Below are 16,623 nucleotides of genomic sequence, written 5' to 3'. Positions count from 1 at the left end.
CCCTGGGGAGTCGCCAGGGCTTTTTTGGTGTTATTGCGGGGCCCGCCCCGGTTTGGGGTTCCGAAAGCCGGGGCGGGCCTGTTTGCTGTTGTTGATGTCTTTTTCCGCGTTCCGTTCTGTCTGCAAAGTGCTGGTGGCCTGCCTGCTGTTGGGGTGGCCGACCGGCGGCGTGCGTGCCGGCCATGCCGTGGCCGCGTGGCCGGCGCCGCCGGGGGCTTTCGACGTGGACCGGCTGCTGGCCGAGGCCCGGGCGCTGCAGAAGCAGTACAAGGATTCGGAGGCCCTGGCCAAGTACGAGCAGGTGCTGGGGCAGGTCCCGGGCCACTACGAGGCTTTGTGGCAGGCCGCGGTGCTGAGTGTGCGCATCGGGGCCCGCTACACCGACGAGACCCGCAAAGCCGCCTACTTCAGCGCCGCCCGCCTGTACTCGACCCGGGCGCTGGTGGTGAAGCCGGAAGGCGCGGAGGGCAACTATGCCGAGGCCCTGGCCCTGGCCAACCAGGCGACGCTGCTCAGTGCCCGCGGCCGCCTGATTGCCTACAAGGAAATGCGGGAGTACGTGTTCAAAGCCACCGAAAAAGCCCCCAGGTGGGCTGAAGCCTGGCAGCTGCTGGGCCGCTGGCACTACCGCGTCGACCACTACAACCCGCTGGAAAGAGCCTACAGCAAGCTGATTCTGGGCGGCATGCCCAACGGGGCCAGCACCCGCCGCGCCCTGGTGGCGCTGGCCAAAGCCCACGAGCTGGCCCCGCTGCGCATCGAGTTCTGCTACGATCTGGCCCGGGTGCGGCTCAACCAGGGCCAGCGCAGCCAGGCTATTGCCGTGCTCCAGGAAGCGGCCCAGCTCACGCCCGTAACCAGTGAGGAGCTGGAAATGAGCCGGCGCTGCCGGGCCCTGCTGGTGCAGCTCAACCGCAAAATGCTCAAGCAGCTGCACCATAAAATCCGGCAGACGTAGTTTATCGTCTGGCTTTCAGCGCGGGGCCGGGTGCCGACCGCGGGCGGCCAAGTCGTATCTTTGGGGCCCACGCCATTCACCGCTTTCGTGAGATTTCCGCTTTCCGTCCTGCTGCCTTTGCCCCTTGCCGTCCTGCTGGCTGGCTGCGACAGGGCGCCTACTGAGCAGGCCGCACGGATGGTAAACCTGCAAACGGTGCAAAGCGGCCCCAAAATCCAGGCCCAGGAGCTCGACGGGGCCATCGGCCGGCAGCCCGGCAATGCCACCCTGTATGCCCGCCGCGCCGCCTTCCGCCTCGATGCGGGCCAGCCGGCGGCGGCCCTGCAGGACATTGACCGCGCCATTGCCCTGGATGACGCGCCCGGCGAGTATTACTTCACCAAGGCCCGCGCCCTGCGCACCCAGGGAAGGCTGCAGGCGACGCTGAGTGCGGCCCAGGAAGCTTCCCGGCACGGATTTTCCTCGCCCGAGCTGAATCTGCTGGTGGGGGAGGCCAACCTGGCTGCCCGCAACTACGAGGCCGCCCTCGACCACCTCGACCGGACGCTGCAGCAGGAGCCCGACCACGCCGCGGCCCTCTTTTATAAAGGCATTGCCTACGTCTCGCTGGCCGACACGGTACAGGCCCTGGACTACCTGCGGGCCAGCTTCAGCCGCGACCCGCGCCAGCCCGAAACCCTGCACCAGCTCGCGTTTCTGTCCAACGCCTACCGCCTGCCCGCCGAAGCAGCCCGCTACTCGGCCCGCGGGCTGCGGCTGGCTCCCGCCTACGGCCCGCTCTGGTACGACCATGGCCGGCAGTTTGAGCTGCAAAGCCAGCCCGACAGCGCCCTGCGCTACTACGCCCGCGCCGTGCAGCTCGACTCGACCATCTACCGCGCCGACTACCGCCTGGCCCTGAACGCCTACAAGCTGCGGCGCTACGCCACGGCGCTGCCGCATTTGCAGCGGGCGTTGCGCCGGGCCCCGCGGCTGGCCAACGCCCGCCAGATGCTGGCCGAAAGCTACGAGAGCCTGGGCCGCTACCCCGAAGCTGCCGACCAGTACCGCCGGCTCATTGCCGAAAACCCCGGCAACAGGCACTGGACCTACAAAGCCTGGAAAACCGGCAACCGCGCCCGCGGCGTGTTCACCGACACCATCCGCCGCGCCGCCACCGCGCCCGTTGAGCCGCTGGCCGTGCCCCGGCCCTCACTGTAGCCGCCGGGCTTGGGGCCGGCCCGGGAGGCCGGTTGCGCCGTCTATTTTAACCGGCCGGCATTGCCCCATTCTTTCCCAGAACTTCTAACTTGCGGCTTCACGCTGTTTGTATAGCTACTTTTTCCCCTTTTCAACATGATTGACATCACGCTCCCCGACGGCTCCGTGCGCCAGTTTGTAGATGGCGCCACGGGCTACGACGTTGCCGCCAGTATCAGTGAAGGCCTCGCCCGCAACGCCCTCGGCGTCCGCGTCGACGGCGACCTGCGCGACCTGCACCGGCCTATTGACCAAAGTGCCAAGCTCGAAATCCTGACCTGGAACGACCAGGACGGCAAGGCCACGTTCTGGCACTCCTCGGCCCACCTGCTGGCCGAGGCCCTCGAAGCCCTGTACCCCGGCGTGAAGCTAGGCATCGGACCCAGCATCGAAAACGGCTTCTATTACGACATCGACCTGGGCGAAGGCCGCACGATTTCTACCGACGATTTGCCGGAAGTCGAGAAGAAGATGCTCGAGCTGGCCAAAAAGAAAAGCACCTACGAGCGCAAAGAGGTCAGCAAGGCCGACGCCATTGCCTACTTCACCGAGAAGGCCGACCCCTACAAGCTCGACTTGCTGGAGCGCCTCGACGACGGTACTATCACCTTCTACACCCAGGGCGACTTCACCGACCTCTGCCGCGGCCCGCACATTCCCGATACTTCCCCGATTAAGGCGGTGAAGCTGCTCAACGTGGCCGGCGCCTACTGGCGCGGCGACGAGAAAAACAAGCAGCTCACCCGCATCTACGGTATCACTTTCCCCAAAGCCAAGGAGCTCACCGAGTACCTCGAGCGGCTGGAGGAAGCCAAGCGCCGCGACCACCGCAAGCTGGGCAAGGAGCTGGAGCTGTTCACGTTTTCGGAGAAAGTAGGGGCGGGGCTGCCCCTGTGGCTGCCCAAGGGCACGGCCCTGCGCGAGAAGCTCGAGCAGTTTCTGCGCCGCGCCCAGCTCAAGGCCGGTTACCAGCCCGTCGTGACCCCGCACATCGGCTCCAAGGAGCTCTACGTGACCAGCGGCCACTACGAGAAGTACGGCGCCGACTCGTTTCAGCCCATCAAGACGCCCAACCCCGGCGAGGAGTTCTTCCTCAAGCCGATGAACTGCCCCCACCACTGCGAAATCTACAAGAGCAAGCCCCGCTCGTACCGCGACCTACCGGTGCGCCTGGCCGAGTTCGGCACGGTGTACCGCTACGAGCAGAGCGGCGAGCTGCACGGCCTGACCCGGGTGCGGGGCTTCACCCAGGACGACGCCCACATCTTCTGCCGACCCGATCAGGTGAAGGAGGAGTTTCTCAAGGTAATTGACATCGTGCTCTACGTGCTCAAGGCCCTTGATTTCCCGGAATTCACCGCCCAGATCAGCCTGCGCGACCCCGAGAACAAGACCAAGTACATTGGCTCCGACGAGAACTGGGCCCGCGCCGAGCAGGCCATCATCGAAGCCGCCGCCGAGAAGGGCCTGAGCACGGTAACCGAGCTGGGCGAAGCCGCCTTCTACGGCCCCAAGCTCGACTTCATGGTGCGCGACGCCATCGGCCGCAAGTGGCAGCTGGGCACGATTCAGGTCGACTACAACCTGCCCGAGCGCTTCGAGCTGGAATACGTGGCCTCCGACAACTCCCGCCAGCGCCCGGTGATGATTCACCGCGCCCCGTTTGGCTCCCTGGAGCGGTTCGTGGCCGTGCTCATCGAGCACTGCGGCGGCAACTTCCCGCTCTGGCTCGCGCCCGAGCAGTTTGCCGTGCTGCCCATCTCGGAGAAGTACCAGGACTACGCCCAGCAGGTCTACGACCGCCTCATTCAGGCCGAGCTGCGCGGCACGCTGGACAGCCGGGACGAGAAAATCGGCCGCAAAATCCGCGACGCCGAGATTTCCAAGGTGCCCTACATGCTCATCGTGGGCGAAAAGGAGCAGGAAAACGGCATCATCTCGTTGCGCAAGCACGGCGAAGGCGACCTGGGCTCGATGCCCATTGACGCCTTTATCAAGAGCTTCCAGGCCCAGGTAACGGAAATGATGGACGGCAAAGCGTAAACACCTTGTCATTGCGAGGCGCAAGCCGAAGCAATGCTTCCCGGACAATAAGCCAAGCTTATCTAAATCAGAAAGCCCCGACGTTGTGCTAACGTTCGGAGCTTTCTGATTTAACCAGGCTCAGGGCATTTCAGAGGACCGATTGCTTCGGCTTGCGCCTCGCAATGACAAAGGAGTACTGAACTTAACCCAGCGACACTAGCTTGTGAAATGCCCGCAGCGGGCAGATTTCCGGGCTATTTTATATAGCTGCTTTTTTAGATTCAAAAAAAAGACGGATATTCGCCCCCTGATAGCGCCGCAGAAACTCGTGTTTTCGTCGCTCAATCAGTGCAAACAGACTTTTAAGCTCACCTTTTAGAAGGAGGACCAACCCATAGCTACCCCAAATCGCCGCTACATCCCCCGCGCTCAGGTGGAGGAGCCGTTCAAAATCAACCAGAAGATTACGGCCCGTGAGGTACGCCTGGTCGGTGAAAACATCGAGCAAGGCATTTACCCGATTGAGCAGGCCCGTAAAATGGCCCAGGAGCAGAACCTCGACCTGGTCGAGATTTCGCCTACCGCCGTACCGCCCGTGTGCCGCGTTATCGACTACTCGAAATTCAAGTACGAGCAGAAGAAGCGCACCCGCGAGATGAAGGCCAAAGCCACGAAGGTGGTCCTGAAGGAAATCCGGTTCGGTCCCAACACCGATGACCACGATTTCGCCTTTAAGCTGAAGCACGCCCAGGAATTCCTGAAGGAAGGTGCCAAGATCAAGGCGTACGTGCACTTTGTGGGCCGTTCCATCGTCTTCAAGGAGCGGGGTGAAATCCTGTTGCTCAAGTTTGCCCAGGCCCTCGAGGAGTTGGCCAAGGTGGAGCAGCTGCCCAAGCTCGAAGGCAAGCGGATGTTCCTGTACCTAGCCCCGAAAGTGGCCCCTTCGGTTGCCAAGCCCAAGCCGGTGGCCAAGGAAGGTGCTGCTGCCCCCGCTCCCAAGCCGGCGGCGGCGGCGGAGCCCCAAACGGCCGCCGAGTAGCGCAAGCCGGCCGAAGTGAGGCAACTTAGTTCGGCCCTCAACCAGCTTTTTCTTTTTTCTCAATACATACCACAATGCCAAAAGTAAAGACGAAATCCGGTGCTAAGAAGCGTTTTACGCTCACCGGCTCGGGCAAGGTGAAGCGGAAGCACGCCTTCAAAAGCCACATCCTGACCAAAAAGAGCACCAAGCAGAAGCGTAACCTGACGCACATCACCTTGGTGAGCTCCGCGGACATGAACCGCGTAAAGGACATGCTGAACATCTAATGTTCGGCAGAGTAGCTTAAGTGAATTTCAACCCGGCGTCCGGTCTCGAAGACTTTACTGAACAGTCACCGACCGCCAAAAAAAAGTAGGTTATGCCAAGAAGTGTAAACCACGTGGCCTCGCGCCACCGTCGTAAGAAAGTAATGCGTCTGGCGAAAGGCTATTTCGGCCGTCGCAAGAACGTGTGGACCGTTGCCAAGAATGCCGTTGAAAAGGCGCTCCTCTACGCGTACCGCGACCGGAAGGTAAAGAAGCGCGAGTTCCGCGCCCTCTGGATCCAGCGTATCAACGCCGGTGCCCGCGAGCACGGCCTGTCGTACTCGCAGCTGATGGGCGGCCTGAAGAAAGCCGGCATCGAGCTCAACCGCAAAGTACTGGCTGATCTGGCCCTGAATCACCCGGAGGCCTTTAAGGGCATCGTGGAGAAGATCAAGTAGATCGGCTGCGTAACGCACAAAAAAAGAGCCTGACCATACTGGTCAGGCTCTTTTTTTGTGCCCTAAACTGGCTCAGTGCGCAGCAAAGAGCCGGCTAGTCGATTAGAGGCCGCTGCAGCCCTGCATGACGGCACCGGTGGACAGCAGCGCCAGCCAATGGTTGTAAATCCAGTCCTGCCCGGCGGTGTGCTCAGTAATGAGGTCGGTCTGGCTGAAAGGGTTTTTAAATTCCTGCTGCCTAAGAGAGGGGCGAGGCCCGGTGGCCAGAGAAATAAAAGCTCGCAACGGAGGTTCCTCGCTACCCACAGGGGGCCGGAAAAAAACCGGGCTAAAAAAACAATGGGGCCAAAAAAAACCGCTTAGAAGCTGACTTCTAAGCGGTTTCGTCGTGTAGCGGGAGGCGGGTACGATCCGCCGACCTCAGGGTTATGAATCCTGTGCTCTAACCAACTGAGCTACCCCGCCGGGTTTTTGGTGCCGCAAAGGTAGGAACAAGATTTGAACCCATGCAAGCCTGACATGAAAAAAAACCCGTGTATATTGGCTGCGGTACCCCATTTCTGGCGTCCAGGCTCCGCACTTTTTTCATGTTTCGTTCAGCTTATGCCGCTTTCTGCTACTCGCTCCAAACACCGCTTTACGGTCGAACTACCGGTAAACGCTTCGCCCAAAATCCTTTATCCTTACCTGGCCTCCGCTTCCGGCCTCTCGCAGTGGTACTGCCAGGATGTGCGCATCGATGAAGACCACCGCTACAACTTTATCTGGGACAACCAGCCCCACTTCGCCGAAATGAGCTCCCACCGCACCAACCGCTCGGTCCGGTTCGTGTTTCTGGACCAGAACAAGCGGCACGTGTCTGATGCCAACTACCTGGATTTTTCCCTTGAAGAGTCGCAGCTGACCCAGGAAGTGTACCTGCGCATTATCGATTACTCGGAAGAAACCGACGATAGTGAGCTGCTGGACATGTGGGAAGGTCTGGTGCTGAAGCTGCGCGAATTGGTCGGCGGCTAGCACCGCCCGAAAAAAACTGACGGGAGCAAGAGCGAAACGGGGCGTACCTTCGTTTCCCTTTTGCTCCTTTTTTTTGGGCTGCGCCTGCCGGATGGGCGTGGGGAGCGTCTTGCATGAAAAAACTCGATAAACTGATCTTACAGGCCTTCGCCGGGCCGTTTCTGCTCACGCTGGCCGTGGTGCAGTTTATTCTGCTCACCCAGTACATGCTCAAGTACCTCGACGACTTGGTCGGCAAGGATCTGGGCGTGGCCATTATCGGGCAGCTGCTGTTTTACTTCAGCGTGCTGATGGTGCCCATTTCGCTGCCCCTGGCCGTGCTGCTTTCCTCGCTGATGACCTACGGTACGCTGGGCGAGCACCACGAGCTGACGGCCATCAAAACCTCCGGCATTTCCCTGACCCGGATTCTGCGGCCGGTGCTGCTGGCCAGCGTAGTGCTGGCGGGCTTCTCGTTCTGGTTCAACGATACCATCGTGCCCAAGGCCAACCTGAGCGCCTACAGCCTGCTCTGGGATTTGCGCCAGCAAAAGCTGGCCCTGGATATCCGCGAAGGCGTCTTTTACAACGGCATTCCCGGCTACACCATCAAGGTCAACCAGAAGCTGGGCGACAACGGCGACATCCTGATGGGCGTCATGATCTATGACCACACCAACGGCCGCGGCAACTCCACCGTGATTCTGGCCGACTCGGGGCGCATGTTTACCCGCTTCGGCGGCCAGTATCTGGGTCTGGAGCTGTTTCGGGGCACCATGTACGTGGAGCAGCCCGATGCCCGCGACCGGGCCGGCGCCAGCTTCGTGCGCGAAGCCTTTTCCCGCAACATGATTACGTTTTCGCTGGCCTCGTTCGACCTGAACCGCACCAAGGAGGAGCTGTTTGCGGAAAACAAGATGATGAAAAACATTCCCCAGCTCCGCAACTACACGGATTCGCTGCACAACCGCCTGACGCTGGAGCGCAAGCTGATGCCCCGGCAGCTGACGCCCTACTACACCTACCTGCGCTTCGATACCACGGGCCAGCAGCAGGCGCGCCGCATCGAAGGCTGGCAGGTGGCCACCACCAAGCTGCCGGCGCTGAATGCCTCCTTTATCGAGCAGGCCACCAACCGCGCCCGCAACCTGAAAGCCTACGCCGGCAGCACCGGCGAGCGGCTCACCAACCTCTCGAAGGAGGCCGGCAACTTCCGCATCGAGATTTACCGCAAGTACGTGCAGTCGGTGGCGATTCTGCTCATGTTTCTGATTGGCGCCCCGCTGGGAGCCATTATTAAAAAGGGCGGTCTGGGCGTGCCGGTGCTGATTTCCATCGTGTTCTTCATCATCTACTACGTGCTGTCCATCATGGGCGAGAAGTACGGCCGCGAAGCCGTGATGCCCGTCGGCATTGGCATGTGGCTCTCGACGCTGCTGCTGCTGCCCGTCGGGCTGCTGTTTCTCAACCAGGCCCGCCGCGACTCGGGGCTGCTGGAGCTGGACTTCCGGCGGCTGCTGCCGGCCAAGCTCCGCTGGCCCTTCCGCGGCTACAAGCGCTCGGTGTAGCACGAGGCGGCGGCGCCCCCGCACTAAATTGCCCTCAGGGCGAACAACGGATTATAAAATCCCATACCTTTGCGGCCACCCCGAAATGCGGGGTAGTCAATTTCTCTTTTTTCACGCTTAATCCAAGACGGGGGAACCTATCTGCCGATGAAACTCACTACCGAAATCAAGCAGTCTATTTTCGAGAAAAATAGCCTCACCAAAACCTCAACCGATACCGGTTCGGCTGAATCCCAAATTGCGCTGTTCACGCACCGCATCACCCACCTGACGGAGCACCTGAAGGTAAACAAGAAGGACTTCTCGACCCGCTTGGGCCTGTTGAAGCTCGTAGGTAAGCGCCGTCGCCTGCTGGATTACCTCCAGCACCGCGAAATCAACCGCTACCGCGCAATTATCAAGGAGCTGGGCATTCGCAAGTAGCCCACCTCGTTGGAGTAGGGAACCCTCACGCCGAGGGTTCCCTACTCTTTTTTGTTCGGAGCCGTCAGCACTTGTGCGGCTCTCGTTGTTTTCTTTTCGAAGTACCCTGATTTTCAGAGTAGAAGGGGGCCGTTGCCGGCCCTGTTCTTTTGGCTGCTCGCCCGCTGCACGCTTTTTAAAAGCACTCTTAGATGCCCAACTACAACGCTATTACCAAGAGCATTACCCTGCCCGATGGTCGGCAGATTACCCTGGAAACCGGCAAGCTGGCCAAATTCGCCGACGGCGCCGTCGTCGTGCGCCTCGGCGACGCGATGCTGCTGGCCACGGTCGTGTCGCAGCCCAGCTCCCGCGGCGACGTGGACTTTTTGCCGCTGTCGGTCGACTACCAGGAGAAATTTGGTGGTGCCGGTAACATTCCCGGTTCGTTCCAGCGCCGCGAAGGCCGCCTGTCGGACTACGAAATCCTGGTATGCCGCATTGTAGACCGCATCCTGCGCCCGATGTTCCCCAAGGACTATCACTACGAGGTGCAGGTGATGATAACCCTGATTTCGGCCGATAAGACCGTGCAGCCCGATGCCCTGGCCGCGCTGGCCGCTTCGGCCGCCCTGTCGATTTCGGACATTCCCTTCGCCGGGCCGATTTCGGAAGTACGCGTAGCCCGCATCGACGGCAAGCTGCAGATCAACCCGCTGACCGCCGACCTGGCCCGCGCCGACATCGACCTCATCGTTGGTGCCACGGCGGATTCGGTAGCCATGGTGGAAGGCGAGATGAACGAAGTGAGCGAAGAGGAGATGGTGGAAGCCATTGCCTTCGCCCACGTTGCCATCAAAGAGCAAGTGCGCGTGCAGCGCGAGCTGGCCGCCGAGGTGGCAAAATCCCACGTGAAGCGCGAGTATCCGCAGTACGAGGAGAATGACGCGCTGAAGCAGCAGATCATGCAGGCCGTGCACCAGGGCGCCTACGACGTTGCTAAGTCGGGCAACCCCAGCAAGGCCGGCCGCAAGGAAGCTTTCGGCGCTATCAAGAAGCCTTTGCTGGCTCAATTGCTGGAAGAAAATCCGGAGCTGGACATGAAAATGTTCGGCCGCTACTACGCTTCGGCCGAGAAGAAAGGCATCCGCGACATGATGATCAAGGAGCGCACCCGCCTCGATGGTCGTCAGCTTACGGAAATCCGCCCGATCTGGAGCGAGGTGAACTACCTGCCCGGTGCCCACGGCTCGGCTTTGTTCACCCGCGGTGAAACCCAGTCGCTGACTACGGTAGCCCTGGGCACCAAGCTCGATGAGCAGATCATCGACACGGCCATGACCTCGGGCTACAGCAAGTTCATGCTGCACTACAACTTTCCGGCCTTCTCGACCGGCGAGGTGAAGCCCAACCGCGGCCCCGGCCGCCGGGAAATCGGCCACGGCAACCTGGCCATGCGCTCGTTGAAGAAGGTGTTGCCTTCCGACGACGAAAACCCCTATACCATCCGCATCGTGTCGGATATCCTGGAGTCGAACGGCTCCTCGTCGATGGCTACCGTGTGTGCCGCTTCGATGGCCCTGATGGACGCGGGCATTAAAGTGCGCGCGGCCGTTTCGGGCATCGCCATGGGCCTCGTGCAGGATAAGGAAACCGGCGAATATGCCGTGTTGAGCGACATCCTCGGCGACGAGGACCACCTCGGCGACATGGACTTCAAAGTAACCGGCACCGAGAAAGGTATCGTGGCTTGCCAGATGGACATCAAAATCCAGGGCCTGAGCAGCGAAATCATGACCGCGGCCCTGCACCAGGCCCGCGAAGGCCGGCTGCACATTCTGGGCGAGATGGCCAAGACCATCAGCGAGACGGCCGCGGAGCTGAAGCCTCACACGCCCCGCTCGCACAAGATGCTCATCGACAAGGAGTACATCGGCGCGGTAATCGGGCCCGGCGGCAAGGTTATTCAGCAGATCCAGAAGGACACCAACGCCACGGTGATCATCGAGGAGAAGGACGAGAAAGGCCACGTGAGCATCTACGCTTCCAACCAGGAAGACATGCAGGCGGCCATCGACCGGATCCGCGCCATTGCGGCTACCCCGGAAGTGGGCGAGACCTACAAAGGCAAGGTGCGCAGCATCCAGCCCTACGGCGCGTTCGTGGAAATCATGCCGGGCAAAGATGGCCTGCTGCACATCTCGGAAGTATCGCACGAGCGCCTGAACGCGCTGGAAGGCGTGCTCGAGGTAGGCCAGGAAATCGACGTGAAGCTGATGGACATCGACAAGAAAACGGGCAAGTACCGCTTGTCGCGCAAGGCATTGCTGCCCAAGCCTGAGCGGGCCGCCGACGAGGCGCAAGCCTAAAGCAACCTTGGCGAACTTTCACGGAGGTCGGCGCGTTGTTTACAATTGCCGACCTCTAGAAAGGCCCTAGTGATGATTAATACTTTCAAAAATACAATTTCGCGCCCGCAATGAGACAGCTTAAAATCAGCAAGCAGATCACCAACCGCGAAAGCCAGTCGCTGGACAAGTACCTTCAGGAGATTGGTAAGGTCGATCTGCTCACTCCCGACGAGGAAGTAACGCTGGCGCAGCGCATCAAGGAAGGTGACCAGCAGGCGCTGGAGAAACTAACCAAAGCCAACCTTCGCTTCGTGGTGTCGGTAGCCAAACAATACCAGAACCAGGGCCTCTCGCTGGGCGATTTGATCAACGAGGGCAACCTGGGCCTGATCAAAGCCGCCAAGCGCTTCGACGAAACCCGCGGCTTTAAATTCATTTCCTACGCCGTCTGGTGGATTCGCCAGTCGATTCTGCAGGCCCTGGCCGAGCAGTCCCGCATCGTGCGCCTGCCGCTGAACCGCGTGGGCTCTTTGAACAAGATTTCCAAGTCCTTTTCCGAGCTGGAGCAGAAGTTTGAGCGCGAGCCTTCGCCCGAAGAAATTGCCGAAGTGCTGGAGCTGACCACCTCGGAAGTCGTGGACACCCTGAAAATCTCGGGTCGCCACGTGTCCGTGGATGCTCCTTTCGTGCAGGGGGAGGAAAACCGCCTGCTCGACGTGCTCGAAAACGAGGACGAGGAGAGCCCCGACACGGGGCTGATGAACGACTCGCTCCGCAAGGAAGTGCAGCGCGCCCTGAGCACGCTCACCAAGCGCGAAGCCGACGTGATTACGCTGTATTTCGGCCTGAACGGGGAGCATTCCCTGACCCTGGAAGAAATCGGTGAGAAGTTCAACCTGACCCGGGAGCGGGTGCGGCAGATCAAGGAGAAGGCCATTCGCCGCCTGCGCCACACCTCGCGCTCCAAAGCCCTGAAACCATACCTGGGATAGTTTTTTACTGTCTCGGACCCCAAAAACCCCAGCCCTTTCGTTGGGGTTTTTTGTTGGCGGCCGGCCGGCCGGTCAAACATCCTGCTGCGCGTAGTGAGGCATCCGGCCCGCTGCGTTGTTATAGAGTCCAGACAACGCGGTAGAGAGGCTGCGGCCCGCCCGACGGGATAAGACCGGGGCGGCCGGGCTGATCCGGCTGCGCCTCGGCACGGCGTTCCGGCAGCTTTCCGCGCCGGAACCCGACAGTACGCTTACTTTTACACTTCACTTTTCAACTCTGCTTTTCCAAAGCAATGGCTACTACCACCACGGAACACATCAAGTGTTTGATTATCGGATCGGGTCCAGCGGGCTATACGGCAGCTATTTACGCGGCGCGGGCCAACCTGGCGCCGGTGATGTACCAGGGCCTGCAGCCCGGCGGCCAGCTCACCATTACCAATGACGTGGAGAACTTCCCCGGCTACCCCGACGGGGTGATGGGACCCGAAATGATGGAAGACCTCAAGAAGCAGGCCGCCCGCTTCGGCACCGACGTGCGCTACGGGCTGGCCACGGCGGTCGACTTCTCGGGCCACCCGCACAAAATCACCATCGACGAGAGCAAGCAGCTTACGGCCGACACCGTCATCATTGCCACCGGGGCTTCGGCCAAGTGGCTGGGGCTGGAGTCGGAGGCGCGGCTGAACGGCTCGGGCGTGTCGGCCTGCGCGGTGTGCGACGGGTTCTTCTACCGCGGCAAGGAAGTGGCCATCGTGGGCGCCGGCGACACCGCCGCCGAGGAGGCTACCTACCTGGCCAACCTGTGCAGCAAGGTGTACATGATTGTGCGCAAAGGGGAGATGCGGGCCTCGAAAATCATGCAGAAGCGCGTGGTGGACAACCCCAAGATCGAGGTGCTCTGGAACACGGTGACCGACGAGATTCTGGGCGCGCAGGCCGTGGACGCCGTGCGCGTGAAAAACGTGCTGACCCACGAAACCCGCGAAATTCCGGTGGAGGGCTTCTTTGTGGCCATCGGCCACGATCCCAACTCCACGATCTTCCACTCTTACCTGCACCATGACGAGCAGGGCTACCTGAAAACCGTGCCGGGCACCGCCAAAACCAACGTGGACGGCGTATTCGCCTGCGGCGACGTGCAGGACTTCACCTACCGCCAGGCCGTGACGGCCGCCGGCTCGGGCTGCATGGCGGCCCTGGACGCGGAACGCTACCTGGCGGCCCTGGGCGACCATTAGGTGCGGGCCCGGTCGTGGGCGCGCTGCGCCGCCCCGCCCGGGCCGTTCCTTACCATCCCTTCACCTCACCTTTTGCCCTTGCTTCATTTCCTCAAATACTGGCTGCTGCCGCTGCTGCTGCTCGGGCTGTTGCTGGCTCCCGGCCAGGGGCAGGCCCAGCGCCGCAAAGTGCCCGAGCCGAAAGCCAAGGCCGGCTCACCCGGTAAGCGGAAGGACTTCTTCCGCATCCAGTCGCCCACCATCCGCTACGTGCGGCCCGACACCACGGTGCTGATTGAAACCCGGGACCTGCCCGACGACAACTCCGAGGCCGCCAAGTCCATCTTCTTTAACCCGGCCAAGAAGCTGTCTTTGGTCAGTGAGGACACGACCACGCTCGATGAGGGCGAGCAGCAGATTGTGGAAGTGTCGGAGCAGGTGCTCATCGACTCTTCCTGGGTGAAGGTGGCCGGCTACTATTCCATCTGGGATACCCATAACATCAACCCCTACCGGGTGGACGGGCGCCGCCTGCGCGACACGCTGCTGCTGCACCTGACCGAGCCCGACAAGCAGCGCTTCGCCAAGATGCCGCTGCGCACGACCCCGGTGACGTCCGACTTCGGCTTCCGCGGCTACCGCTGGCACTACGGCGTGGATCTGGACCTGGAAACCGGCGACTCGGTGCGGGCCGCCTTCGACGGGGTGATGCGCATCTCGAAGTGGGACGGCAGCGGCTACGGCAACTACCTGCTCGTGCGCCACTACAACGGCGTTGAGACGCTCTACGGCCATTTGAGCAAGGCGCTGGTCAAGCCCGGTACCTTCGTCAAGGCCGGGCAGGTGATTGGGCTGGGCGGCAGCACGGGGCGCAGCAGCGGCTCCCACCTGCACTTCGAAATCCGCTACGAGGGCAACCCCATCGACCCGGAGCGCATGTACGACTTCCCCGACTACAAGCTCAAGCAGGACAACTTCGTGATTACCTCGGCCCTGTTTGACTACTACAGCCGGGCTCTGCGGGCCAAGGCCGCCGCCCGCCCCAGCCGCCCCGCGGCCGCGCGGCGCGTCGTCACCCACCGCATCCGCAGCGGCGACACACTCTCGGAGGTGGCCGACAAGTACGGCGTGTCGCAGGCCCAGCTGCGGCGCCTCAACGGCAACGTGCGGACCCTGCAGGTGGGCAAGACGCTGCGGATTAAGTAATAGGGTCTTGGGGACTTAGGGTCCTGGTTCTTGTTCGGCCCCAAACGCCAGAACGAAAACCAAGACCCCAGGTCCCCAGGTTCCCAAGACCCCAACCCAATGAAACTCGATATCCTGGCCCTTGCGGCCCACCCCGATGACGTGGAAATGTCGGCGGCCGGCACGCTGCTGGCGGCGGCGGCGGAAGGCAGGAAAATCGGCATCGTGGACCTCACCCGCGGGGAGCTGGGCACCCGCGGCACCCCGGCCACCCGGGCCGCCGAGGCCGCAGCCGCCAGCCGCATCCTGGGCCTGCACGCCCGCGAAAACCTGGGGCTGCCCGACGGCTTCTTCCGCAACGACCGGGAGCACCAGCTGCCCATCATGGCCGCGCTGCGCCGCTACCAGCCCGACATCGTGCTCTGCAACGCCATTCATGACCGGCACCCCGACCACGGCCGCGGCGCCCAGCTCATTTCCGATGCCTGCTTCCTATCGGGCCTCAAGATGATTGAAACCCTGGGTGCCGACGGCCAGCCCCAGGCTCCGTGGCGGCCCCGGCACGTGTACCACTTCATCCAGGACCGCCAGATCAGCCCCGACTTCGTGGTCGACATCTCCGCGCACTGGGAGCAGAAGTGGGCGTCGATTCAGGCCTACAAAACCCAGTTCTTCGACGAAGAGAGCACCGAGCCGGTCACCTACCTGTCCACGCCGGTATTCACCAAGTTCATGGAGGCCCGGGCCCGGGAGTTCGGCCATTTGATCGGGGTGGAGTTCGGCGAAGGCTACACCCGGCAGCGGCCCCTGGGCGTGCGGCAGCTGACGGATCTGATTTAGCAGTGCTCCCGCCACTTACCGGCTGCGAGTGGTACCAGCCAACCGTATCCGGCACGCCTGACCTGCCGCAACGGCCTGTATGCTCATCACCAGAACCGACAGCTAGTACAACGCCTGGTTTACCCCGTTGCAAAGGGCTGTTTGATTATGACCAGAACCGGCAGTTGATGCAGCTCCTCCTTCAGCCCATAAAATAGCTCCACCACCGAGCTGGGCTTTGACTTTGTATAGCGTCATGCTACTTACCGCATTGGTAAGGGCTGTTTCTATAAGGGCGTTAGTCCGGCGCAACGGCCGCTAGTGCCGCTGCCTCAGCCTCCAGCGCCACGATACGGGCCTGCAGCAGGTGCCAGCGCGTCACGTCATCGGTGGGCAGAGGGCGGGTGCGGCGGGGGAGCCAATTCATCAGCCATACGTGGCGTGCTGCGGCATACTCGTCGGCTGGGTCGGTGGGGGGCGGGTGGGCGGCCAGCAGGGCAGGTAGCACTTGGGCCCACCGTTCGGCCGCCCGGGCGCGGGTGGCCAGCTTGTCGGCCTGGGTACGCAGGCGGCCAGCCTGCTGCTGGCACTGCCGACGGCGAAAGTCCAGTGCGGCGGCATCCGGGGCGGGGGAGCCGGCGGCTAGGGCGGGCAGCACAATTGGGGGCTCCGAGGCCGGAGCCGCCGCCTCGGGCAGCTGCTGCAACAGCGGCAACATGGCCATGAGCAGTGGGGTGCTCATGGAGCGCCGGCCGCTTTCCGCCGCCTGAATCAGCTCCGGGCTCACGCCGGCATACAGGGCCAGCTCATCCTGCCGCATCCCAAACCAGGTACGGAGACGGGCAATAAGATTTTGGGAAATACGGGCACGGCGCGGCATAGCAAAAAGCGTGTAAGGTATTTTCAAAAAAACGAAAAATACCTTACAAAATATCCACGGCAAGTGTAAGGTATTTTTCGTTTTCTGAAAATACCTTACCCATAATGGGCCGTCGCTCGGCTTTGCCGGGTGACTACTACGCCGGAGTGCCTGGGCCGCGAGCGTCCCGCGCCATGCGGGCCGGCTGTTCAGGCGGCGTGGGGTAATTCGCAGCATAGCTGCTCGGGGCGTAGTGGTCACTCG

At 61.7% G+C, this 16,623-nt stretch carries 14 protein-coding genes, 1 tRNA gene and 1 pseudogene; 14 read left to right on the top strand and 2 right to left on the bottom strand.

Annotated elements, in window-relative coordinates; all coding sequences use genetic code 11:
• Positions 1-94: 94 nt before the first annotated feature.
• The 6 genes and pseudogenes from ABD842_RS13370 to rplT all read left to right on the top strand — a co-directional run bounded on the left by ABD842_RS13370 (position 95) and on the right by rplT (position 5,967).
• On the top strand, positions 95-958 hold the full coding sequence (locus ABD842_RS13370; protein WP_345114719.1) for a tetratricopeptide repeat protein: 864 nt from the start codon (positions 95-97) through the stop codon (positions 956-958).
• Positions 959-1,075: 117 nt separating this feature from the next.
• On the top strand, positions 1,076-2,158 hold the full coding sequence (locus tag ABD842_RS13365) for a tetratricopeptide repeat protein (RefSeq protein WP_345114716.1): 1,083 nt from the start codon (positions 1,076-1,078) through the stop codon (positions 2,156-2,158).
• Between the two features lie 135 nt (positions 2,159-2,293).
• The gene (gene thrS / locus ABD842_RS13360; protein WP_345114713.1) at positions 2,294-4,240 is read left to right on the top strand and encodes a threonine--tRNA ligase; all 1,947 of its coding nucleotides are present in this window, start codon (positions 2,294-2,296) and stop codon (positions 4,238-4,240) included.
• Between the two features lie 376 nt (positions 4,241-4,616).
• A pseudogene (gene infC / locus ABD842_RS13355) lies at positions 4,617-5,165 on the top strand (translation initiation factor IF-3); the annotation flags it as partial.
• Positions 5,166-5,335: 170 nt separating this feature from the next.
• Positions 5,336-5,530 (top strand): 50S ribosomal protein L35, encoded by a 195-nt coding sequence (rpmI, locus tag ABD842_RS13350; RefSeq protein WP_135499477.1) that lies wholly within the window; start codon positions 5,336-5,338, stop codon positions 5,528-5,530.
• A 92-nt stretch (positions 5,531-5,622) separates the two neighbouring features.
• Entirely contained in the window at positions 5,623-5,967 is a 345-nt protein-coding gene (gene rplT / locus ABD842_RS13345) for a 50S ribosomal protein L20 (protein ID WP_345114708.1), read from the top strand.
• A gap of 391 nt (positions 5,968-6,358) precedes the next feature.
• Here the strand turns inward: rplT and ABD842_RS13340 are convergent.
• Positions 6,359-6,432: transfer RNA gene (locus ABD842_RS13340), tRNA-Met, on the bottom strand.
• 138 nt (positions 6,433-6,570) lie between these two features.
• On the opposite strand from ABD842_RS13340, the gene ABD842_RS13335 reads away from it, so the two are divergent.
• The 8 genes from ABD842_RS13335 (at position 6,571) to bshB1 (ending at position 15,521) form a co-directional block, all read left to right on the top strand.
• The gene (locus ABD842_RS13335) at positions 6,571-6,984 is read left to right on the top strand and encodes an START-like domain-containing protein (RefSeq protein ID WP_345114706.1); all 414 of its coding nucleotides are present in this window, start codon (positions 6,571-6,573) and stop codon (positions 6,982-6,984) included.
• A 113-nt stretch (positions 6,985-7,097) separates the two neighbouring features.
• Positions 7,098-8,531, top strand: coding sequence for an LptF/LptG family permease (locus ABD842_RS13330; protein ID WP_345114704.1), 1,434 nt, complete (start codon positions 7,098-7,100; stop codon positions 8,529-8,531).
• A gap of 147 nt (positions 8,532-8,678) precedes the next feature.
• Positions 8,679-8,954 (top strand): 30S ribosomal protein S15, encoded by a 276-nt coding sequence (gene rpsO / locus ABD842_RS13325; RefSeq protein WP_345114702.1) that lies wholly within the window; start codon positions 8,679-8,681, stop codon positions 8,952-8,954.
• Between the two features lie 191 nt (positions 8,955-9,145).
• On the top strand, positions 9,146-11,302 hold the full coding sequence (pnp, locus tag ABD842_RS13320) for a polyribonucleotide nucleotidyltransferase (RefSeq protein WP_345114699.1): 2,157 nt from the start codon (positions 9,146-9,148) through the stop codon (positions 11,300-11,302).
• A 110-nt stretch (positions 11,303-11,412) separates the two neighbouring features.
• The gene (locus ABD842_RS13315; protein ID WP_022823752.1) at positions 11,413-12,276 is read left to right on the top strand and encodes a sigma-70 family RNA polymerase sigma factor; all 864 of its coding nucleotides are present in this window, start codon (positions 11,413-11,415) and stop codon (positions 12,274-12,276) included.
• 293 nt (positions 12,277-12,569) lie between these two features.
• The gene (gene trxB / locus ABD842_RS13310) at positions 12,570-13,517 is read left to right on the top strand and encodes a thioredoxin-disulfide reductase (RefSeq protein ID WP_345114696.1); all 948 of its coding nucleotides are present in this window, start codon (positions 12,570-12,572) and stop codon (positions 13,515-13,517) included.
• A 78-nt stretch (positions 13,518-13,595) separates the two neighbouring features.
• Complete coding sequence (locus tag ABD842_RS13305; protein WP_345114693.1) at positions 13,596-14,702, top strand: peptidoglycan DD-metalloendopeptidase family protein; 1,107 nt, start codon at positions 13,596-13,598, stop codon at positions 14,700-14,702.
• Between the two features lie 99 nt (positions 14,703-14,801).
• Complete coding sequence (gene bshB1, locus ABD842_RS13300; RefSeq protein WP_345114690.1) at positions 14,802-15,521, top strand: bacillithiol biosynthesis deacetylase BshB1; 720 nt, start codon at positions 14,802-14,804, stop codon at positions 15,519-15,521.
• Positions 15,522-15,798: 277 nt separating this feature from the next.
• Here bshB1 and ABD842_RS13295 read toward each other — a convergent pair whose 3' ends face one another.
• A complete protein-coding gene (locus tag ABD842_RS13295; protein WP_345114687.1) occupies positions 15,799-16,380 on the bottom strand; it encodes a helix-turn-helix domain-containing protein in 582 nt (193 codons plus the stop codon).
• Positions 16,381-16,623: the final 243 nt, after the last annotated feature.

Source organism: Hymenobacter algoricola, from assembly GCF_039539525.1.
Classification (GTDB): Bacteria; Bacteroidota; Bacteroidia; order Cytophagales; family Hymenobacteraceae; genus Hymenobacter; species Hymenobacter algoricola.
This window is presented reverse-complemented; position numbering and strand designations above follow the sequence as displayed.